Here is a 21626-nt window from a genome sequence, read left to right on the forward strand (position 1 = left end):
CCAATAACAAACCCCACCTTCCTTCAAAGGTGGGGTTTTGTATTGGTGGAGGCGGGGGGATTTGAACCCCCGTCCGACAGTACTCCGCCGTCAGCTCTACATGTTTAGTTCCACTATTTGATTTAACAACTTACAGCCCAGTGGCCAAGACGTAAGAAGCGATCCTGATAAAATTTAGCAGATCCACCCCAGGCAGGCTTCACAGCGATCCAGTTCTATATGACAGTCGTTAACGCGGTACTGGCACCTTGCTAAAGACCGCTAAGGGCGAACCCTTAGTTAGTGCTTCATCAGCAGCTTACGCTGCTAACTGGGCACCGTAGTTGTCGTCGTTGGCAACTAATAGTTTGCAGCTTTGGATTTAGGTGATTAGCTACCCTCACCACATGCACATCGGGTTTTGTTACCGCCGTCGAATCCTAATCGCCCCCTTTTCTGCGTGCCCTGCCACCATACTGCGTTGCTCGGCGGTCAGTTAACTGCTCACATACCGATGTATGCTCCGCTTTAACTGCCTTGAGCGCCTTGTCTGAAGACAGGTCACTTGAAAAGCTTTTTCGTGTAGCAGCATGATATTGCGTTGCCCTGCGGTCACTAAACTGCTCACGTGCCAATGTACGCTCCGCTTTTAGTGCCTTGGGCGCCTTATCTCCCACCACTACACTTTGAAACTTTTTCCTGCGTGCCCTACCGTCTTACTGCGTTGCTCGGCGGTCAGTTAACTGCTCACATACCGTTGTATGCTCCGCTTTAACTGCCTTGAGCGCCTTGTCTGGCGACAGGTCACTTGAAAAGCTACATCATCCGGTGGGGTTCTCTAAAGGATATTAAGAAAACGCCACGGGAAACGCTGGGGTAACGGATAGGCCGTTACGGCCAGAACACCGGTCGCGCTAGGCGGCCGGGGTGGGGATTATAGGTAATCCACCTGCTTATATCTATGGGCAATTACCCAGGCTTCAAGGGTGCGCCCCAAAATAGGGCGCACAAGCAATTTCTGCTCTCAGCAGGCAAAGCAAATAGCCCTGAACTAGACTTCGTGGACACTAGAAGGCGTTGTTTTCATGCGATTTGGGCATTTCTTCTTAGCCGCCGGTGCCTATTATGTCGCCGGGCGTCTGGGCCTTATGTTGGCCATACCACCGGGTTTCGCCTCTGCCGTTTGGCCAGCTGCCGGTATCGCACTGAGCTGCCTGCTCTTAAGCCGGTGCTGGCAGATAGCGTTTGGGGTCGCTTTTGGCTCTTTTTGCCTGAATCTCGGCATTGTCAGCGATAATTTTACCAACCTTTCCTGGAGCCTACTGCCCGTGCCCACCACTATTGGTCTGGGCGCCGCGCTGCAGGCCAGCCTGGGTTATTGGCTCTACCGTAAAATATTAGGTGAGAACCTGTGCCTAGATGCACCCCGCCAAATTGGCTTGTTCCTGTTAGTGGTATGCCCCGTCTCATGCTTGATTGGCGCCACAATCGGCACCAATGTGTTGCTGTGGCACGGCATTATCGATCCAACCAACGGGCTGTTTACTTGGTTTACCTGGTGGACGGGCGACACTATTGGCACCATGCTGTTCGCGCCCTTATTGCTGGCATTGTTTGCCAGGAGCTCTGATATTGCCTGGCCGCGCCGATTGATGATTGCGCTACCTACCGTCGTATTTTTCTGCTGCATTTTGCTACTTTTTAGCTGGAGCAGCGGCAATCAACGCAAGCACATTGACTTTTATGTGCAACAGGAAGGCGCCGAGCTGTTTAACGCCGTAGAAAACAGGCTTGAGGCGGCTATTAACATTTTGAAAGCCTACGAGGCATTGGTTAGCGGGTCAGAACGGGTAACCCTAGAGGAGTTCAATACCGTTTCCACTATATTAGTGCGCGACAGCGATGTGTTTAAAGCGGTTGGCTGGATTCCGCAACTTAAACATCAGGACCGAGCTGTGTTTGAAAGCACCATGAGCGCTGCCATGGGCACGGATTTTTATCTAACAGAACCGAGTACTAGCGGAGAATTAGTCACTACCCGACGTCACTCCGTGTATTATCCAGTGCAGTATCTCTACCCGCTAAAGGGCAACGTTAAGGCGCTGGGTTTAAATCTGGGTGCCATACCTTCGCGCCTCAAAGCGCTGGAAGATGCCAAAGCATTAAGGCGCCCGGTGGCGACAGCACCCATTCAGCTGGTTCAAAGCCCGACCAGCACTCCCTCTATGATTTTGTATTACCCTGTATTTAACCGGCAGTACGGCAAAAATCATGATGGGCCCGCGCAGTTTAATAGCCAGTTATTAGGTTACGTTAGCGGTGTATTTACGTTCTCGGAGCTGTTAGATGACGTCGCCCAAAAGGCCACGCAAAAGAAGTTAAACATGAACGCGGCAGATGTCACCGAGCCTAACAATACGGTGATGCTACTTACATCGCTGCATAAACGGCTGACGGGCCACGAACCACATTCCTACACCCTATATTTTGGCGAGCGGCTGTTTGAGCTGACTTTTTCTGCCACAGACCAATTTGCACTGGCAGCAAAAGACTGGACCAGCTGGAACATACTGACCTTTGGCTTTCTACTGGCCTCGCTCATGCAGGCATTCATACTGCTAATTACCGGCAACACCGAGCGCATTCGCGAAGAAGTTGCGCGTAAAACCCATCAACTGACACAAGCCAAAGAGCAGGCAGAGCAAGCTAACATTGCCAAGACAAACTTTCTGGCCAACATGAGCCACGAACTTCGCACGCCACTTAATGCTGTAACCGGCCTAATTACACTTTGCTTAAAAACAACGCTAAATCCGCAACAACAACATTACTTAAGCAAGGCAAAACTCGCATCCAGCACCTTGATGGCGCTCATTAACCAAACCCTTGATTACTCTAAAATTGAGGCCGGCAACCTGGAGCTGGAAAGTACTAAGTTCAGCTTGCGGCACATTCTGGAAAAACTACACGCGGTATTCGATACAGAAGCTAATAGCCGAGGCTTGACTTTAGAGTACTGTCTACCGGAGCAAATACCCGAAAGATTTATAGGCGACCCCTTACGTATAGAGCAAATTCTATTAAACCTGTGTGGCAATGCAATTAAGTTTACTGAAACAGGAAAGATAACGATTACCCTACACCCGGTAGTGACAAATGCAGAGAGCAAGCTTGCTACCCTTAAGTTTGATATAGAAGATACAGGTATTGGTATAGATCGGCGTAAGTTGCCTCACCTGTTTGGCGCTTTTCAGCAAGCAGATTCAAGCACCACACGAAAATACGGTGGCACAGGGCTTGGTTTGAGCATTTGTCAAAAGCTGGTACAACGTATGAATGGCAATATTGAAATAGACAGCCAGGTCGGCGAGGGAACCACAGTAAAGGCAACACTGCAGGTTGCCGTTGAAAACCCCAATGCAACGGTCAACTTACACAATTTCGGGCATATAGACGAAGAGACAACGGTAGAGCCAGATGCACCCACCACGCTCACAACCAATGTGCTCGCCGGTAAACACGTGCTGGTGGTGGAAGACATTCCTATTAATCAAGATATTGCGCGGTATCTACTTGAAGACTATGGTGCCTCGGTAACCACTGCAGACAACGGTCTACATGCAATCGCCATTTTGGAGGAAAACCCCAATTTTGATCTGATATTTATGGATATTCAGATGCCAGAAATGGACGGACTAGAGGCCACGCGACAAATCCGCGCGCGCAGCCATTTGAGCCACTTAACCATTATTGCAATGACGGCTAACGCCGTGAAGCAGGATGTGGAGGCCTGTATTGCTGCGGGTATGAATGACCACGTAGCCAAACCCATTGAAGAGGACGACTTGCTAAGCAAGGTGGCTAAACACTTGCGCAATTGATCTAGTGAGCCGAAATCCTCACCGATAAACCGCGCGTTGAATGAGTAGAATAATGAAGTCATTGCCACTTGGGCTTGGGTTTCGTACAGTCTCTAGCTGGATTATCGACACACGGAATAGAAAGTCAGGAGGCCAAGTACAAGAGCGAGAAAATTGCAAAACGCTGTATTTAACCGCCCACGCCAGGCGCGGCCGAAAGCCCCTTCAATTGGCGTAAATAGCGCTGGTAAATTGCTTCGTACTCGCCACTGGCTTTTACTTTTTGCAGCGCCTCATTGAACTGCTGGCACGCAACCGGGTCGTGAAATCCCATTCGTGTAACCAGCACGGGAAAGATATCGTGAAAGGCAACCGCATCTACGCGAGCACCAATGCTGCTCAATTTATCGACACTGTTAAGAAAGATAAACATGTCTCCCACGCTTACCTGGTACCTGCGACCGTATAGCATCCGTGTTTGCAGCTCTGGCTTGCGCACTTCCTGGTAACTGTCTGGACTTACTACACGTGAAAACTCTGGGCCGAAGAAATTTAGCGCCCCCTCAAAAGTGACAATACTCTTGCCTTCCAACTCAGCGATGGTATCGATTGAGTGTTTTTCTTCCGCCAAAGTCATGGCGATATCGCGAAAGCGAAATACTGGATCGCTGCGGCAGGCATCTGTATCGATGGTATCAAATAGATTGGCAACAGCGTCCAGTCGCCCGGCGATAAAGCTGGCCCACAAGCCATTGTTGCTATGACCAAATACAAATTGCGGCTGGTAGTCTGGCATTTCAAGAAACACCGCTTTTAGGATGTCCGTGAAAATGCCGGATTCTGTTTCGGCAATAAAGTAGGGCTCAAAGTTACCCATACCGACGGAGATCACCTGAACTTGTGCAGTGGCACTCGCTAGGCGCGAATCCTCGCTGTCGGGCGCCCCTATAACAGGGCCACTGCATAAGAACAGCAGTGCTAATGCCAGCTTTAGCCACCTATGTGAATTCACGCTTAACCCAGCTGCCCAGATGATAAATTGATCCTAAAGCCAACTATAGCGCAATTCCCGGCTTTTCGCGGCTGTCAGACAGGCGGCCACAGCCATTCGTGACCGATCTGGCGGGGCACCCACTCCGCGTTGCGCCAGCCAACCGAGTATGTACCTGCAGCGACATGAACAGCGATACCCACTGGGGCTAAGAACACGGTTACATGACGGCGACCTTGCCAAAATGCCGGTTTACTGGGTGTTTGGGGCCTTTTACAGCTATTTTTCGGCGGCGCTAACTTAGGATCGCTTAAACTTAGACACGACACTTACTCCAATTGTCAGACCAAATCTTGATCCAACGCCTGCAAAATGTCCCTCCCCCGCCCAATTTCTCGCGAGCTGGTCATATCCCTCGCTCGCACCTTGCGGTGATAGTCACAGGTTGCACCGCTTAGCCGGCGATTTTCCTGAGACCCATGCTCTCTGCTAGTATGGCGAATTACCACGACTGCTGTAGCTCCATGGACATACAATTAGGCAAGCGCCTACAACTTATTGCGCGCACTATCCATACCCAGCACATTCAAACACCCTACCAGCTTCTATGGGATTGCTGTTGCGATCACGGGTTACTGGGACGCTATTTGTTGACCAGAAATATTGGTACTCAAATACATTTCGTCGATTGCGTTGCAGACATCATGGCCCTACTCCCGCCACTTCTCTCTCACATCGATAGCAGCCGCTATCGGCTGTTAACCCAAGACGCATCGGCGCTACACTTTGAGCCAGGTCCACGGCATGCCGTCATTATTGCCGGCATTGGCGGCGAGCTAGCCACCCATATGCTGCGCACCCTGGTCGAAAACAACCCCAACGCCAACGTCGACTTTTTAATTTGCCCCACCAACTCCATTTTTGATGTGCGAGATTATTTGGCAGGCGGCCCGTTTACACTGCTGCACGAACAGCTCATAAAAGAGCGAAAGTGGTTCTATGAGGCGATACTGGTAAGGAAAGGAACAGAAGGGAAGCCGGTGTCGGTGACGGGGGATTTTTGGGATGCTAAAAACCCAGATCATCAGTTGTACATGGGGCGTTTAATGGGGCACCTCCATTCGCTTACCAAGTCTGACGACTCGGTACGGGCGAGGCACAGAATAGAAAAATATGGCCAGTGTATTTCGTAACCATTACACCGCGCGTCCATTAAATATGGGCTGCATCGCAGCCCATATTTATACATTTCAGCTTCAATCACACCGACATTTGTTCTAGCAGATCATCGTCAGATTCATACCAATACTCACTGCCTGATCCAAAGGAGCTAACCATTAAAGACTTTATCGCCTTATAAGCACTGTTAGTTTTGGTGAAGCTGCCCTTTGCGGCCACAAAAACTCCGTACCCGGCGGCGACGGCAAGCCCCACAGAGGCGACAGTTGGTGACGATGCGGCTGACGCAATATAACCTGCGGTTGCTTCCGCAGCCTTCTGAGCTCCTGTTGCACCAACCTCTTTCAAACCTGCCGCACCGACACCACCAGCTAGAACCACCTTGGCAGATTTATCTGCAATTTCTTTACACACATTTCTTCGAGAGGCGCTGCTACGCATATCTCTTGGATTAATATTCCTCCCTACATACGTAAGCCCTACTTTCGCACACAAAGGTTTAATATCCTTTTCATCCACTCCAACCGGATTAGACAAGAATACTTTCTGCTCTGAGAATTTATTGCGCAAATATCGAACAGTTTCTTCGTCTCCTGCAGCAAATCGACTAAGCGATGGCGCATCCTGTAAAATAGTCAGAGATTTTACAATAGTAAGAGCTCCCTCACCGTGAACCAGCCAGTTTACAGAGGCCTTTGCGTCGGCTGTTTGTTGAACAAGCGATGCAACGCCATTCGCCGCATCTAACTTACCATGGCCTTTTTTATATGTCCGATCAACCGCGAACCAGCCATTTTTTGCCACGAAAACCGCCAAAAACTGCAGCAAAATGCGCACCATCCCACTTATGGGACAAATCCATGCACTCTTCCTTTCGGCCTTCTGTCGCTCAACTTCTATCGCTGTCCACCACTCGACACAATCCATTACCTGATTGATGAGTATCGCCCTGTATAGAATGACTAAATCATAACTTTGATATTAAAACATCTCCATTATCGAGATAGTATTCAATTGAAGTGCCATTCAGCATTAAATTTCTAAACGTGCCAACGGAGTTAGCGGCGAAGCCAGAATGTGGATCAGCATTTAACCCAACCAAAGCTCGATAGAGGGTCATGAACTGATAACTATTTTGTTTTAGTTCTATTAAACGCTCAAAAACTGGGCACACAGTATTCTGAACATACACATCTCTTCCCTGCTTTACACCCAATGGGAAAACCTCAAAAACTTTTTTCCATCCAGCTCTAAAATTTGGCATTACAACTCCTTATTTATTAATCCTATATTCAGGGGCAGGAGAGCCATTTGGTTCTACAACCCTTGTATATGTGCCATCCTCAAGTTGTCTCTTACCTATGGTGTGCTCTTTCCAGTCAAATAGCTCACGCGCAGGCTCAACCCCCTCAAGTGAAAACTCAAACTCTCTATTGGAAATCTCTATACTGCCCACGACAGACGAAATCAATCCGTAAATGTAATCTATAGTCGCTGGCGCCATGTAGTAGCCGCTGACAATGAACTCGAATTCAAGAAAATGCTGCGGATCAATTGGCGTTATAAATACTACTTTGCTCTCAGACTCTAATTGCTTGGCTTCTGCCTCCGAGAGATCACCTGTTTTGTCTTTAACGACGAAATTTATCCATTGCCTATCATCGGTAATCTTCCACTCGATAGGCACTTCGGTCATTTCGAGCAGGACGCTACCAGGCCCATATGTGAAATATATATACCTATCAACCACGTCCTGTAATGCTGCGCCCTCAGTGCAACTAAAACCATCTGGCAAATCATCAACACGTACCACTGCCGCAGTTAAGAGTAATCCACCTAAAGGCTGCATACCCAAGGGTGCGCCAAACAATTCCCATGCATTAGAGAGAAGCAATAGAGTAGCCATTCGGCTCTGTTGATACACTGGCATGTGATCAAAAGTCACGTACTTAAGCCGATCGAAGATATTCACTTTGGGCTCAGGCAACTGCTCTGGCAGGTCATACATATTGCCGTGAGGCAATTGCAAAGCTAATTGGCAAACACCGAGATCAACTGAAAGATTGTGCCTGTTATCCCAGTTAGGGATGTAGGGAGATTTTTTTGATGCCAATAAGCGGGCCAGCATTAGGCACATCCATGTAGAGGGCGAAAACGCGCGGATTATAGAACGTGAAAACGTTGCTAATTAGACTAACTTCAATGCAGTTGGCCAGTTGGCGCATCAATTCACAATTAGTGGGAAATTTACCTTGAGCAAAGCCCCTTAGGTGGCTCCATAGTACCACTAGAGATTATGCGAAACTGTAGCTAAAAGCGCGTAAGATTGGTGAAGTCTTCATTTAATTCCACCTAAATCCCAAGAATCGCGTACTTTCCCTCAAACTCCACCGCCACGCGGCCGCTGCATTCGATGGTGGCACTGAGCCAGATACTGGCTTTGCCATTGGCGTCGAAAGCCGCATAGAAGTCCGCCAGCTGGTCTGCGGAAGGGGCCTGGCAAATGGCCCGGATATCGCCTTGCACTGGGGCTTTGTATTTGATTTTGCCCTCTGCGACTACTTGGTTGCAGCGCAGGCCGCGGGCTTGGGAGTGCAGGTAGATCATGCCCCAGCACGCCATAACCGCCGCATTGTAGAGGCTGCCGCCGAAGGCGGTGGCCTTGTCATTGATGTTGGGGCCGAGGGGGGCGTGCAGAACCAGTTGCTGGCCGTTGTAGTGTTCGACGGACAGGCCCATAAATTCGGTAATGGGCAGGTGATTGTCAAAAAACTCTGTCAGCAGGTGGCTGTTTTGTACCAGGTCCATCGCGTGTGTTCCGTCCGGAGAAAATTGTCATTGTACTGAAAACGCCGCCGCCAGCCCACGCGGAGCCAGACCCTAGAGCAAATCCAAAATGGTCTTGGCGGCATTGTAGGGTGTTACGCGATTGTCGATCACGCCTGCCCGCAGCTCCGCCATTTTTTGTTTGACGGCCGGATTGTCGGTGAGCCTGCGCTCTAACATCTGGTGGATAAGCTTTTTCATCCACTCGGCATTCTGGCTGGCGCGCTTGCCTTCAAAGGCGTGGTGTTCGTCGGCCAGGGCTTTGTACTCTTCGATCATGGTCCACACCTGATCGATACCGGCGTTATTGAGCGCCGAGCAGGTTTCCACCCGCGGCGTCCAGAAGGCGCCGTGGCGAATCAGGTGAAAGGCGCTTTGGTAGTGCTGCTGGGTGCGGGTGGCTAGGTTAACGCTTTCACCGTCGGCCTTGTTGATGACCAAGGCATCGGCCAGCTCCATGATGCCGCGCTTGATGCCCTGCAGTTCGTCGCCGGCATTGGGCAACATCAACACTAAAAAGAAATCGACCATGGCGGCAACTTCGTATTCGGACTGGCCAACGCCCACCGTCTCCACCAGGATCACGTCGTAACCGGCAGCTTCACACAACAGCATGGTCTCGCGGGTTTTTTGTGCCACGCCGCCCAATGCGCCCTCGGAGGGGGAGGGTCGAATAAACGCATTGGCCTCGCGCGACAGAGCTTCCATGCGGGTTTTATCGCCCAGAATACTACCGCCGCGCACGGGCGACGACGGGTCTACCGCCAGCACCGCCACCTTTTTGCCCTGCGCAATAAGGTGCTTGCCAAAGGCCTCGATAAAAGTCGACTTGCCCACACCGGGAATACCGCTAATGCCGATGCGAATACTCTTGCCTGAATGCGGCAGCACCGCTTCCAGTAATTGCTGCGCCTGATCGCGGTGGCTGTCGAGCTTGCTCTCCACCAGTGTAATGGCCTTGGCCAGCGCGCGCCGATTGCCCTGCTTTAATAAGTCGATGTCGATCATAGAACCCGTGCTTGTCCCCGTGGGCTATCGCGACGTCGGTATTACCCGCGCGCCGCTTTAATGGCTTCCAATACCTGGCGTGCAGACACGGGAATTTTGGTGCCCGGCCCAAAGATACCCTTCACGCCCGCCTGTTGCAGGAAGGGATAATCTTGCTTGGGAATTACGCCGCCGGCCACTACGATGATGTCGTCGGCGCCCTGCTTGTTCAGCTCGGCGATCAATTCGGGAATCAGGGTTTTATGGCCCGCCGCCTGAGACGAAACGCCCACTACGTGCACGTCGTTTTCAACGGCCTGGCGGGCAACCTCTTCGGGCGTGGAAAACATGGGCGACAGATCGATATCAAAACCCACGTCGGCAAAGGCCGTGGCAATCACCTTGGCGCCGCGATCGTGACCATCTTGGCCCATTTTACACACCAGCATACGCGGGCGGCGGCCCTCGCGGGCTTCAAAGGCTTCGATGTCGGCTTTAATGGCCATCCACTCGGGATCATTTTCGTAAGAGGCACCGTAAACACCGGAAATAGTGCGCGCCTGGGCGTTGTAGCGGCCGAAAATCTCTTCCATAGCGTCTGATATCTCCCCCACCGTGGCGCGCAATCGCGCGGCCTTGACGGATAAGTCTAACAGATTGCCCTGGCCGGTTTTGGCGGCCGCGGTAATGTCGGCCAGCGCCTGCTGCACGGCGGCGTTATTGCGGCGAGCGCGCACTTGATTGATGCGCTTGATCTGCGACTCGCGCACTGCGACGTTATCGACCTCAAGAATTTCCAGCTCTTCTTCTTCGTCGAGCACGTATTTGTTCACGCCCACAATGACATCTTCACCGCGATCGATGCGGGCCTGCTTTTTGGCCGCAGATTCTTCGATACGCAGCTTGGGCAAGCCCGCCTCAATGGCCTTGGCCATACCGCCGTTGGCTTCGATCTCTTCGATCAGCTCCCAGGCTTTGTCCGCAATTTCTTGGGTCAGCGTTTCCATCATGTAGGAACCACCCCAGGGGTCCACGACCTGGGTAATACCGGTTTCTTCCTGAATAATAATTTGCGTGTTGCGAGCGATGCGCGCCGAAAATTCTGTGGGCAATGCCACGGCTTCGTCAAGCGCGTTGGTGTGCAGCGATTGGGTGCCACCAAACACGGCGGCCATGGCCTCGATGGTGGTGCGAATAACGTTGTTGTACGGGTCCTGCTCCGTTAGCGACCAGCCAGAGGTCTGGCTGTGGGTGCGCAACATAGACGACTTGGGGTTCTTTGGTTTGAACTCCTCCATGATCTTGTGCCACAACAAACGGCCGGCGCGCAGCTTGGCAATCTCCATGTAAAAATTCATGGATATGCCCCAGAAAAATGACAGGCGCGGTGCAAAGGCATCCACATCCAGACCTGCAGCCAAAGCGGTGCGCACATACTCGCGCCCGTCCGACAGGGTGTAGGCCAACTCCAGTGCAGCATCGGCACCGGCCTCTTGAATGTGATAGCCGGAAATGGATATGGAATTAAACTTCGGCATGTGCTGGCTGGTGTAGCCAATGATGTCGCCAATAATTTTCATGGACGGCGCAGGCGGATAAATATAGGTATTGCGCACCATAAACTCTTTCAGAATATCGTTCTGAATGGTGCCCGCCAGCTTATCCTGCGAAACGCCCTGCTCTTCGGCGGCAACGATGTAATTGGCCAAAATCGGCAGCACCGCACCGTTCATGGTCATAGACACAGACACTTTATCAAGCGGAATGCCGTCAAACAGAATTTTCATATCTTCGACGGAGTCGATAGCTACGCCCGCCTTGCCCACATCGCCAGATACCCGTGGGTGATTGGAGTCGTAACCGCGGTGGGTGGCAAGATCGAAGGCCACTGAAACACCCTGGGCACCGGCTTTCAGATTTTTGCGGTAAAAAGCGTTGGATTCTTCCGCCGTCGAAAAGCCCGCGTACTGGCGAATGGTCCAGGGGCGGCCTGCGTACATGGTGGCTTGCGGCCCTCGCACGTAGGGCGCCAGGCCCGGCAGCGTATCGGCATAGGGCAGCTTGTCTAGATCCGCGCGGGTGTAGAGCGGCTTAATGTGAATGCCTTCGGGCGTGTGCCAGGTCATCTGCTCGGGCGTTAAGCCTTTCATTTGTTTGGTGGCCAGCGCTTCCCACTCGGCCAGGGTGTATTTTTTCTCGGTCATTGTTGCCTCTTTGCCTGCACTCTCACAGGCTTAATGCTATTCGACAATGGCTCAGGTCTGTTTAGACTCAATGCGCATCCATGGGCTGACTTAATTCAATCAGCACACCGTCACAACTTTTCGGGTGAATGAAAATCACCTTGCAATTGTGCGCACCCATGGACGGTGCCTCGGATAAAAACTGGTAACCCTTTTCTTTCAGGCGCGCCACATCTGCCTCGATATCATCGGTGCGAAAACACAAGTGGTGCAGGCCGCCGCCGCGCTTTTCCAGGTAGCCGGCAATAGGGCCCTCACCCTTGAGCGGATGCACCAATTCAATCTGTGTGGGCGGCAACGGAAAAAACGCCGTGCTGGTTTTAGCGGACGCCACGTCCTCGCGGCCGTTGTAATTCAGGCCAAAATCTTCCATGAAGCGCTTAATGGATTTTTCCAAATCCGGCACTGCAATGGCGATGTGGTCAAGTGCTGTAATCATGGCTTACCCCTTAATGCTCGCCAGAAACTGATCAGTTTGCTCGCGCCTGCGCGCGGCAATATCTTCGGGCGATTCAAACTCAATTTTTTCCGCGGGCGTAATCTTAAATAGCGGCTGGCCCTTTTTAATGATGGCGCCGTCATCGGGCACCAAAATTTCATCAATGGTGCCCGCAAAGGGCGCGTTGACCTTGTTGAACATCTTCATCACTTCGACGATGTACAGCGGATCGCCGGCTTTAAATTCGGAACCCACAGTGACAAATGGCGGCCGATCTGGCGCTTCGCGGGCGTAGAACATACCGCCGCTGGCGGCCAGAATTTCATCGGATTTTGCTGTCGGCGGTGGCACCAACACCTTGGCCATGGCCGACTGCAGCTTGGCGTCAGTCAGGCGCTCGGGAATGGTAATGGTCAGGTCGGCATTGACCGACAGCGCAAAGAAATCGGTCTGGCGCGCCAGGAACATGGGCAGCGCTAAAATTTCCATGCCCGCTTGGTAACCGCGGTGAGCGGCCTGTACCTGAGCCCAGCTATCGGCTGTAAAGCCCTCGGGCGCATTACCGCCCAGCAGCGCATTCAGTGCTCTGTAGTCGCGCTCGCCCAGCTTTTCTTCCAGCGTGCTGTAGAACGCCAGCGCGGCGGTGAGAATTTCGTGGTCGTGATCCCAGATCATGTTGGCCGCCGGGCGCCCGTCGCGATAATCCATGTTCAAGAAATTATAGGTATCGGCTAACAGGTGCACGGGGTTGATTGTCCAGTTGACGCCCTCGCTATCCAGGCACGCGTGACACTTGTGAATAGACACCCAGCCCGCCAGCACGTGTGGCGACTCCAACAGCATGGCAATGGGGCGGGTCAGCAGCAGCTGCTTGCGCGCCAACACAGCCTGTAAATCGGCCTGTTGTTCAACTGGCGCACTTGCCAATTGCTGCGCACACAATTGCTGGTAGGCGTAATCCAGATCTTGGTTGTTGGCCGCCTGCTTAAGCAGCCCCACGGCCGTGAGGTAAGGCACAATAAAACGCGTGGTGGGTCGGGCATTGATGTTGTTGCCCAAAAACCAATTAACCAGCCCGTAGTGAAATTCCAGGTTGGTGGCCAAGTCTTTGCCGCGCAGTTGCGTAACGCGCAAAATTTCTGCCATGCGCTCGTAGGTCTGGCGCCGGTTGTCGCCCACGCTCAACAACAGTGCAATGTTGGAATCGTAGGCCCCCGCCAAGTGGTATTTCATGAACACATCAGTATCGGGATTGTGCAGGCTGATGCCCTGGTCGTCGCGAATTTCACCGGGAATGGCGTCGGACCATTTTTCGATCACGCCGCCGGCGTGGGGCTGCAGCGCCTGGTTGGTGGCATTGAGCCGCGCCTCAACCGAGGCGGTGTGGCGCAACACGCGCGTGGGTTTTGGCAAGCGCGGGCCGTGAGCGGCCAGTAGCACCATGGCCTCGACCAGGGAATTCACCACAAAACTTTCGTGCGGCTGATCGAGGTTGGTGAACTTTAACGCATAGCAAAGCTCGGTCACCCGGTGCTCCACCTGAATGCGGGTATTCATCTCCATGAAGAAGTGCTTATCGCGATCGACAATGCACTCGAAGGTCGACACCGAATCCAGACCCACGGCGCGACCAAAGATTTCCGACTCCTCCTCCATCTTTTGCAACGTGAGAATGTCCTGGCGCAACACCTTGGCTTCGGTTTCATTGCCGGCGCGCTCGGCCTCGGCCAGTGCGGCCTCCAGGTCTTCGGTAATCACCGACACTTCCAGCAATTTCTGCTCGTGCATTTGCAGCGAGCAATCGCGGCCACCCAAGGCCAGGGCCCATTCGCCATTGCCCAGCACTTGAATTTCCTGGTGGCGGGTAGTTTCGATATTTAGTTCCACCAAAACGTTTTTATTGTCGCCAACGCCCGTGGTTTTTACTTCGTTCAGTATTTCCAGCACCAGCTCGGGCGCCTTGGCCGCGGCCTGCTCGATGCGGCTATCCAGATCGCCCTCGTAGGCTGCGGGCGAGGCGAGAATGCGCTGCCCCTTGCCGCCGCCACCGCCAATGGCCTTCAGGCGTATGCGGTTGTCTGGGTAGTCGCGGCTCATCACCATCACTTGTTCGCGAATGGTTTCCGACAACTCGGCAATGGTGTACAGATCGATGCCCTTGTCATAGCTGGCGGCCAACACCAGATCCGCTTTGTCGGCCAGGCTCACGTCGGCACTGTCAAAACGTGCGCGATTAACAGGTAAGGCCTCCGCTTGAATCAATGCGCTCAGTGCGGCTTCATCGGGGTACTTTTTTAACAGCGTGAGCGCGGTGGCATTGTCGACGCCGGGGGTGACCGACACCCCCACTTTCAGGGCAGTGCGCTTGGCTTCATCTTTTAAGCCGGCGTCGTGCACGGTGCGCGAACAAGGGCCAATAAAATTCAGGCCGGCAGCTTCCATGGCCGCTACCATGGTTTCGTCTTCGGCCATAAAACCGTAACCGGCAAAGATGGCGTTATAACCGTTGCCGCGTGCAATATTGATAATCTGCTTAATGCGCTGCTCGCGCTCGGCTTTGTTGGCGCCGGTGTAATCTGGCACCCGGTGTACGCGGTGCGGGTCGGTCAGCTTGCGCAGCTCCGGCGCCAGGGCATTCTGGTAGACGATAGAGTCTTTTTCAGACAGCAAAATGCCGTAGTGTTGAATGCCCATTTCCTCGAACACATCCATGGCCTCTTTGCGGATCGGGCCGCGGCAGATAATGAGCGGGCGGATGTGTGCGCAGTCAAAGGATTTAATCCAAGCGCTGTCGGCCAGCCCCAGGCGACGGTCGCGGTGGATGAGCGGGTTATTTAAATAATAATTGTTGGAGTGTTCCACTGTCTCAGTCTCTTAGTATTCGGTTGCAATTGGGCCGTGGCTCAGTGAAATTCGCGCTGCACGCCATTAAAGGGTTCGGGCACATAGTGCGCCAAGTGGAACGCCATGTTTTTACACAGCAGTGCACGTAAATCTGAAGGCATCACAATTTGTGAAATGGAACCCAGTGACAGGGCTTCGTTGGGGTTCATCAGCTCCTGCTCGTAGCGCGCCTTGAGCGCCGCTTCCTGCTGCACCTGCCAGGCTTGCACCTGGGCTGCATCTTCGCCATTGGCGATACGCTGCTTAACCTCGGCGCGCATTTTTTGCAGTTCTTCTTTGTAAACAAATTCCACGCCCGCCGGCCCCATGACCGCTGCGCGCGTGGAGGGCAGCGCTACCACTAAATCGGCACCGGTGGGGTAGTTGTTGTAAGACGCGTAGGCGCCGCCAAAGGCGTTGCGAATGATCACCAAAAAGCGCGGCGTGCGCAGATCGATAATGGCATCCAGCATGGCGCGCCCGGCTTGTACAATGCCGTTTTGCTCCTGCTCTTTGCCGGGCAAGAAGCCGGTGGTGTCTTCCATAAAGATCACCGGAATGTTGTACAAGTTGCAGAACCGGATGAAGCGCGCGTTCTTGTAGGCCGCGTCTATATCGATTTGACCCGAGGCCACCGCCGAGTTGTTGGCCACAAATCCCACCACATTGCCACCCATACGCCCAAGCGCGGTGACGGTATTGCGCGCGCGATCGGGCTGCACTTCCATAAAATCGCCGTGGTCGCACAATTGCTGAATGATGATGGACACATCCAGTGGCGTGTTAAAACCACTGGGCGAGTTAAACGCTTTCTTAAGCAGGATATCGATATCCCAGGTTTTGCGGTCCACCGGATCGGAGGTGGGCTGAAAAGGTGCCAACTCGCCGTTGTTGCTGGGCAGGTAGCGCAACAGGGCTTTGACTTTGCGCAGCGCCGCCACTTCGTCGGGCACCACAAAATCGGTTACGCCCGATTGCGAGTGCACGCCCGGTCCGCCCAATTCGTCGGGCGTGACATCTTCACCCAACACCGACTTCACCACGCCGGGGCCGGTCAGACCAAAAAAGGTGTCGTTGGGTTGAATCAAAAAGCTGCCCTGGCGCGGCAGGTAGGAACCCCCACCCGCGTTAAAGCCGAACATGCACATGATCGACGGCACCACACCGGAGATTTTGCGCAGCGCAGTAAACGCCTCGGCATAGCCGTCCAGGCCCCCGACACCGGCGGGCACGTAGGCACCGGCGGAGTCGTTCAGGCCCACCAGCGGAATACGACGCTTGCCAGCCAGCTCAAACAAGCGCGCCAGCTTTTTGCCATTGGTGGCATCCATGGAGCCGGCGCGCACGGTAAAGTCGTGGCCGTAGACCGCTACATCGCGGCCATTAATTTTGACAATGGCGGTCACCAGCGAGGCGCCGTCCAGATTTTTGCCCCAGTTCTGAAACAGCACCGTGGGCTCTTCATCGGTGAGCACAGACAAGCGCTCCCAGATGGTCATGCGATTTTTGGCGTGCTGGCGCTGAATATTGCGCACCCCGGCCGCCTTGCGCGGGCGCTGAATCAGATCGTAGCCCTGCTGCAGATTGGCCTCGTACAAACCGGGTTCGTAGCTGGCCTGGCCCGGCACGCTGAATTCCTGGGCCGGTGCGGTATCGAAGGGGTTGTCCAAGCTCACTTGGGGCGTGGCAGTTTTAGTCATGGCGATTCCAACCGTCGTCTTGTGCTGGTAAGGGTCCATAGCGAACCCGTCTATTACAGATGGCGCGATGATAAACAACAATGTCTACAGTAAAAACACGTATTCGCAGGGCATTTCAACAAAGAGAATCTATTAAGCTTATGTTTTATAAGTAAAAAATATTAATTTCAGTAGAAACTAATCACAAAATTACATGCTGTTAATAGACATATTCGCTCACAAGCTGATTTTAATTGTCTTTTCTCATGGCTGAATTTGTCCATCACTGGACAGGGTCACGCCCGCTACCCGAGTGAAAGCATAGTTCACACCCAGGGCGAGCCTGGGCCAAGGATGCCAGGCAAAGGGAGAAGTTGGTGTACGGCTAGCGCTAGCGAAACAGGTGGTCGGGTAATTCCAATGCGCCACGCGCGGCGCGCTCGGCGCGGAAGGCCGTCGGGGTTTTGCCCTGCCATTGGCGAAAGGCGCGGGTAAAGGCGCGCGGCTCGCTGAAGTCCAGTAAGCGGGCGACTTCGGCGATGGGCAAGCTGCGATTGGCGAGCAATTCGGTGGCCAAATCGTTGCGCAAATTGTCTTTGATCTGCTGGTAGCTGATGCCTTCGGCGGTGAGCTTGCGGCGCAGGGTCTGCTCGCTGATGCCCAACTCGCGCGACAAATCGGCGGCATTGGGCAGGCACAGCACCTGGCCATCGCGCGGTTTGAGCAACTGGTTGATGCGCGCCGTCAGGCTGGTGTCTTCGCCGGGAATAGTGAGCATGTCGATGGGCGCGCGGCGTAAAAACACCTGCAGCTCGCGCCGGCTTTTCACCAATGGCTGGCTCAGGTAGCTGCGGTGAAACACCAATCGGTTGACCTTGCTTTTTAAGTGAGTGGGGCAGCGAAATAATAAGCGAAACTCTTCGGCATCAATAGGCGTGTAGTTGATGTAAGCGCCCACCAACTTAATGGGCTTGCCGATATACCAGCTGGCAAAGCGATGCCAGATAACGTGCCAGTACTCGATGTAGAAATGCTCAAAATCCAGCTCTGGTCGCTTGAATACCGTGGTCAGGTAGACGTGCTCGCCCTCGTAATCGAGCGACATTTGCAGCTCGTCGGTAATCTGGTTGTAGAACCTGATGCCCCGCTGCAGCAAGCCTTCCAGGGTTTCCGCTGTGGAGACCCACTCGGCCATGAGCGCAAAGGTACCCAACTTGATGGGGCGCTCGGTAAAGCCCATAAACTCGTCGTTTAAGGCCTTAGCGATGCCATAGTAGAGCCGCGCCACTAAATCCACGTGAATGCGCGCCTTGGGGTCGCGTAGCGGCCGCTCGGGGATGCGCGCCATGCGCAACAGCGCCTTGGGATTTAAACCCCGCGCTTTGGCGCCGCCCAGGGCGCTTTTGATGTAGTGCGTGCCGATGGTGGCCATGAAATGCTCACGGTGACAGGTTGAAAGAAAGGGAATGGTTCACCAACCCATTCGAGCCGCAGCTTAGCAAAGTGGGCACCTCGCGCACCAGTTGCGCCGGGCAGAGCTATCCACGCGACAAGCCGACAGCCCGAAAGGTTTAGGCGGATTACCCTTGCGGCCTGCTCTCGCTTAACCGTCAACACAGCAGTGCTCCGGCCTTTGCGGGCGATTCCACCAATTATTCCAACACATGGGTTTATCACGATGAGATCCTGGCTATCCACGCTGGCAGTTGCTGCCATAACAGGCAGTCTGCTCGCAGCCTGCACCAATGCACCCGAACAGTCGCGCGCCACAGAGCGCAAAGCGGCGCCCTTGCTTGAGCGCCATGTCGCGCAAGCGCGCGCCCAGCGGGTCAGCAATGTCAGCTACGACCTGGCGCTGAAACTGCCCGCCGACAATGTGCCCTTTAGCGGCACGGCCACCATCAACTTTACGCTCTCTGATGCGAGCCAGCCGCTCACCCTCGATATGATCGACGGCGAAGTGCAACGCATTGTGCTCAATGGCAGCGAACTCGCCGTCGATCACAATGGCTTTTACATTACCCTGCCCGCCAGTGCGCTGAGCACAGGCGAACAGACGCTGGCCATCGACTACACCCACCCCTACCGCCGCGATGGCTCGGGCCTGCACTGGTTTAAAGATCCTGAGGATGGCGAAACCTATTTGTACACCCAGTTTGAAGATTACCACTTCAACAAAGTGTTCCCCGGCTTCGATCAGCCCGACCTAAAAGCCACCTACACGCTGACGGTCGACGCCCCCGCCCACTGGCAGGTGATCAGCGCGGTGCGCGAAGCCCAGGTAGAAGGCCTGGACGGCGACTACCAGCGCTGGCACTTTCCGGAAACCGAGCTTTTCTCCACCTACATTTTTTCGCTGCACGCCGGTCCTTACCGCATGTGGGAAGACAACAGCCACAAAGTGCCCATGCGCATTTATGCGCGCAAGAGCTATGCGCAATATGTGGGTGTAGAGCAATGGTTTGAAGTGACCCGCCAGGGCATGGACTTCTTTGGCCAGTATTTTGAATACGACTATCCCTTCTCCAAATACGACCAACTGCTGGTGCCCGATTTTAATTTTGGCGCCATGGAAAATACCGGCGCTGTCACCTTTACCGAACGTCTGCAGCCGCGCCGCGAACACACACGCAAAGACCAGGAAACCATGACCATGGTGGTGATGCACGAGTTGGCACACCACTGGTTTGGCAACCTGGTAACCATGACCTGGTGGGACGATATCTGGCTCAACGAAAGCTTTGCCGACTTTATGGGTTATTACGCCACCGCCAAGGCCACCGAATTTACCGAGGCCATGGACAGCTTTTCCGGCAACCGCAAAAGCTGGGGCTATAGCGAAGATCAGTGGATCACCAGCCACCCCATTGTGCAGGATATCCCCGACACCGAAGCGGTAATGGCCAGCATCGACGGTATCACTTATGCCAAGGGTGCCTCGGCGCTGATTCAATTGAAACACTACATTGGCGACGACAAATTTCAGCAGGCACTGGCGCTGCACTTTGATCGCTATGCTTTTAAGAATGCCCAACTGAAAGATTTTCTGGCCACGCTGAGTGAAGTGGCCGGCGAAGACCTTAGCAAGTGGAGCGCGCAATGGCTGGAGCAGGCGGGCGTCAACGCCTTGCAAGCCGACTTCCAATGTCAGGACGGTAAAATCACCGCCTTCGATATGGTGCAATACCCCGCAAACGTGAGCGGCGCACTGCGCACCCACAAACTGGATGCCCTGCTGATTGCCGATGACGGCAGCAAAACGGTCATCGACGTCAATGTGAGCGGGCCCCACAATCCGCAGCCCACGGCTATTGGGAAAACCTGCCCGACGTTTGTGCTGCCGAATGTTTCAGATCACACCTTTGCCCGCACGCTGCTCGATGAAAAATCTGTGACTTATTTACAGAACAATTTGAATAACTTCGACAACCCTATTCAGAAGGCCATGATTTGGCGCAGCCTGAATGAGTCGATGATCGACGGCAAGCTGGCCGCCACCGATTTGTTGGAGCTGGCGCTGAAAAACTTGCCCAGCGAAACCAACGCCACCCTTCTGCGCGGCGCGCTGGACAGTGCGCAGTCCGCCTATAATTATCTAGTCCTGCGCCCCTTCGTGCGCGACACCGACGGCCAGCTGGCGGCGCAATACCGCAAGCGCTTAGAGCAAATGGCGTGGACGGGCTATCAACAACACACGGGCGCAGCGCAGCGCAGCTGGTTTGGGGTTTGGGTGACTATGCTGCACACGCAGCAGCCAGACGCCATCGCCCTGTTAAAAGCCGGCAAACTCAGCCTGGACGACCGCTGGCAGATTGCCGGGGCACTGGTGCGCGAGCAACACCCGCAGGCTGAGCAGTGGGTCGCCACGCTGGCGGCAGAGGATCTATCCGCTGGCGGCAAGGTCAATCGCGTGAGTGCGCTGTCGCAGGCTCCCAATCTGGCTATTAAACGCCAGTGGATTCAGGAGGCAACCAAGGAGGACAGCGATTACGCCTTCAGTGAAATACGCAGCCTGTTGTGGAATCTGATACCCGTGGAACAGCACGCATTAAACCTGCAACTGGAAGATGACATCATGGCCACCTTCAACGGCATGACCGATGTGCAGTCGCCCACCTTGCAAGCCACCTTTGGCGGCGCCTTGATTCCGCGCAAGTGTACTCTTGCGGCTCAGAAAGCGCTGCTTGAGCGGGCTGAAGCCGGTGATCTGCCCGCCACCGTGATTAAAATCATCAAGAAAGTTTCACAGGCGGAAGAGCGCTGTGTGAATGTGCAAAATAAACTGGATGCTTCAGTCCGTTAACATTTAGCGCCTTGTTAAACTAAGCCACCTACGGGTGGCTTTTTTAGTTTTTTTAAATGCTTTAGCGCTGCACAAAATACCCTGAGTAGGCGCCCAAATTTATTGGGCCCAGGCTGCATGGGGCTGTGCCTGGACAAGCTGCCTGCCACAGGAGCGCAGCAAAGTAGCGGGACGGATGTGCGCCTGAGCCAAAACCGCACTTGGCCGTTCCCATGCACAAGGCTGCCGCTGGGGCCGCTGACGCCACCCTGCTAAGA

The 21626-nt window shown here is 53.8% G+C and carries 14 protein-coding genes and 1 other RNA gene; 3 read left to right on the forward strand and 12 right to left on the reverse strand.

Annotation, left to right across the window (positions count from 1 at the left end):
- Window positions 1-43: 43 nt before the first annotated feature.
- Window positions 44-431, reverse strand: a transfer-messenger RNA (tmRNA) gene (ssrA, locus tag ACW8F6_RS11705).
- A gap of 633 nt (window positions 432-1064) precedes the next feature.
- On the opposite strand from ssrA, the gene ACW8F6_RS11710 reads away from it, so the two are divergent.
- Window positions 1065-3860, forward strand: coding sequence for a CHASE domain-containing protein (locus tag ACW8F6_RS11710; protein WP_491576054.1), 2796 nt, complete (start codon window positions 1065-1067; stop codon window positions 3858-3860).
- A 169-nt stretch (window positions 3861-4029) separates the two neighbouring features.
- Here the strand turns inward: ACW8F6_RS11710 and ACW8F6_RS11715 are convergent, their stop codons facing one another.
- Window positions 4030-4716 (reverse strand): substrate-binding periplasmic protein, encoded by a 687-nt coding sequence (locus ACW8F6_RS11715; protein ID WP_491576055.1) that lies wholly within the window; start codon window positions 4714-4716, stop codon window positions 4030-4032.
- A 638-nt stretch (window positions 4717-5354) separates the two neighbouring features.
- Here ACW8F6_RS11715 and ACW8F6_RS11720 point away from each other — a divergent pair.
- Complete coding sequence (locus ACW8F6_RS11720; protein WP_491576056.1) at window positions 5355-6023, forward strand: tRNA (adenine(22)-N(1))-methyltransferase TrmK; 669 nt, start codon at window positions 5355-5357, stop codon at window positions 6021-6023.
- A 67-nt stretch (window positions 6024-6090) separates the two neighbouring features.
- Here ACW8F6_RS11720 and ACW8F6_RS11725 read toward each other — a convergent pair whose 3' ends face one another.
- The 10 genes from ACW8F6_RS11725 to ACW8F6_RS11770 form a co-directional block, all read right to left on the reverse strand.
- Window positions 6091-6837, reverse strand: a complete 747-nt coding sequence (locus tag ACW8F6_RS11725; protein ID WP_491576057.1) for a hypothetical protein — start codon at window positions 6835-6837, stop codon at window positions 6091-6093.
- Between the two features lie 139 nt (window positions 6838-6976).
- Window positions 6977-7273 (reverse strand): hypothetical protein, encoded by a 297-nt coding sequence (locus ACW8F6_RS11730; RefSeq protein WP_491576058.1) that lies wholly within the window; start codon window positions 7271-7273, stop codon window positions 6977-6979.
- Between the two features lie 9 nt (window positions 7274-7282).
- A complete protein-coding gene (locus ACW8F6_RS11735; protein WP_491576059.1) occupies window positions 7283-8137 on the reverse strand; it encodes a hypothetical protein in 855 nt (284 codons plus the stop codon).
- A 224-nt stretch (window positions 8138-8361) separates the two neighbouring features.
- Window positions 8362-8817 (reverse strand): YiiD C-terminal domain-containing protein, encoded by a 456-nt coding sequence (locus ACW8F6_RS11740; RefSeq protein ID WP_491576060.1) that lies wholly within the window; start codon window positions 8815-8817, stop codon window positions 8362-8364.
- A gap of 72 nt (window positions 8818-8889) precedes the next feature.
- Window positions 8890-9843 (reverse strand): methylmalonyl Co-A mutase-associated GTPase MeaB, encoded by a 954-nt coding sequence (gene meaB, locus ACW8F6_RS11745; protein ID WP_491576061.1) that lies wholly within the window; start codon window positions 9841-9843, stop codon window positions 8890-8892.
- Between the two features lie 41 nt (window positions 9844-9884).
- Window positions 9885-12026 (reverse strand): methylmalonyl-CoA mutase, encoded by a 2142-nt coding sequence (scpA, locus tag ACW8F6_RS11750; RefSeq protein WP_491576062.1) that lies wholly within the window; start codon window positions 12024-12026, stop codon window positions 9885-9887.
- A 67-nt stretch (window positions 12027-12093) separates the two neighbouring features.
- The gene (gene mce, locus ACW8F6_RS11755; RefSeq protein ID WP_491576063.1) at window positions 12094-12504 is read right to left on the reverse strand and encodes a methylmalonyl-CoA epimerase; all 411 of its coding nucleotides are present in this window, start codon (window positions 12502-12504) and stop codon (window positions 12094-12096) included.
- Between the two features lie 3 nt (window positions 12505-12507).
- The gene (locus tag ACW8F6_RS11760) at window positions 12508-15366 is read right to left on the reverse strand and encodes a biotin/lipoyl-containing protein (RefSeq protein WP_491576064.1); all 2859 of its coding nucleotides are present in this window, start codon (window positions 15364-15366) and stop codon (window positions 12508-12510) included.
- 41 nt (window positions 15367-15407) lie between these two features.
- Window positions 15408-17087, reverse strand: coding sequence for an acyl-CoA carboxylase subunit beta (locus ACW8F6_RS11765; protein WP_491576065.1), 1680 nt, complete (start codon window positions 17085-17087; stop codon window positions 15408-15410).
- Window positions 17088-17457: 370 nt separating this feature from the next.
- Entirely contained in the window at window positions 17458-18498 is a 1041-nt protein-coding gene (locus ACW8F6_RS11770) for an AraC family transcriptional regulator (RefSeq protein ID WP_491576066.1), read from the reverse strand.
- Window positions 18499-18744: 246 nt separating this feature from the next.
- Between ACW8F6_RS11770 and pepN the strand changes: the two genes are divergently transcribed.
- Window positions 18745-21369: an aminopeptidase N gene (gene pepN, locus ACW8F6_RS11775; protein ID WP_491576067.1), complete on the forward strand. Its 2625-nt coding sequence runs from the start codon at window positions 18745-18747 to the stop codon at window positions 21367-21369.
- Window positions 21370-21626: the final 257 nt, after the last annotated feature.

The sequence above is a fragment of the Simiduia sp. genome (assembly GCF_058345725.1).

Excerpts from the sequence above, each read along its gene's own strand:
- mce (WP_491576063.1), bottom strand. The coding sequence starts at position 12,504 with ATGATTACAGCACTTGACCACATCGCCATTGCAGTGCCGGATTTGGAA.
- scpA (WP_491576062.1), bottom strand. The coding sequence starts at position 12,026 with ATGACCGAGAAAAAATACACCCTGGCCGAGTGGGAAGCGCTGGCCACC.
- ACW8F6_RS11730 (WP_491576058.1), bottom strand. The coding sequence starts at position 7,273 with ATGCCAAATTTTAGAGCTGGATGGAAAAAAGTTTTTGAGGTTTTCCCA.
- ACW8F6_RS11715 (WP_491576055.1), bottom strand. The coding sequence starts at position 4,716 with ATGGGTAACTTTGAGCCCTACTTTATTGCCGAAACAGAATCCGGCATT.
- ACW8F6_RS11720 (WP_491576056.1), top strand. The coding sequence starts at position 5,355 with ATGGACATACAATTAGGCAAGCGCCTACAACTTATTGCGCGCACTATC.
- ACW8F6_RS11765 (WP_491576065.1), bottom strand. The coding sequence starts at position 17,087 with ATGACTAAAACTGCCACGCCCCAAGTGAGCTTGGACAACCCCTTCGAT.
- ACW8F6_RS11735 (WP_491576059.1), bottom strand. The coding sequence starts at position 8,137 with ATGCTGGCCCGCTTATTGGCATCAAAAAAATCTCCCTACATCCCTAAC.
- meaB (WP_491576061.1), bottom strand. The coding sequence starts at position 9,843 with ATGATCGACATCGACTTATTAAAGCAGGGCAATCGGCGCGCGCTGGCC.
- ACW8F6_RS11770 (WP_491576066.1), bottom strand. The coding sequence starts at position 18,498 with ATGGCCACCATCGGCACGCACTACATCAAAAGCGCCCTGGGCGGCGCC.
- pepN (WP_491576067.1), top strand. The coding sequence starts at position 18,745 with ATGAGATCCTGGCTATCCACGCTGGCAGTTGCTGCCATAACAGGCAGT.
- ACW8F6_RS11710 (WP_491576054.1), top strand. The coding sequence starts at position 1,065 with ATGCGATTTGGGCATTTCTTCTTAGCCGCCGGTGCCTATTATGTCGCC.
- ACW8F6_RS11740 (WP_491576060.1), bottom strand. The coding sequence starts at position 8,817 with ATGGACCTGGTACAAAACAGCCACCTGCTGACAGAGTTTTTTGACAAT.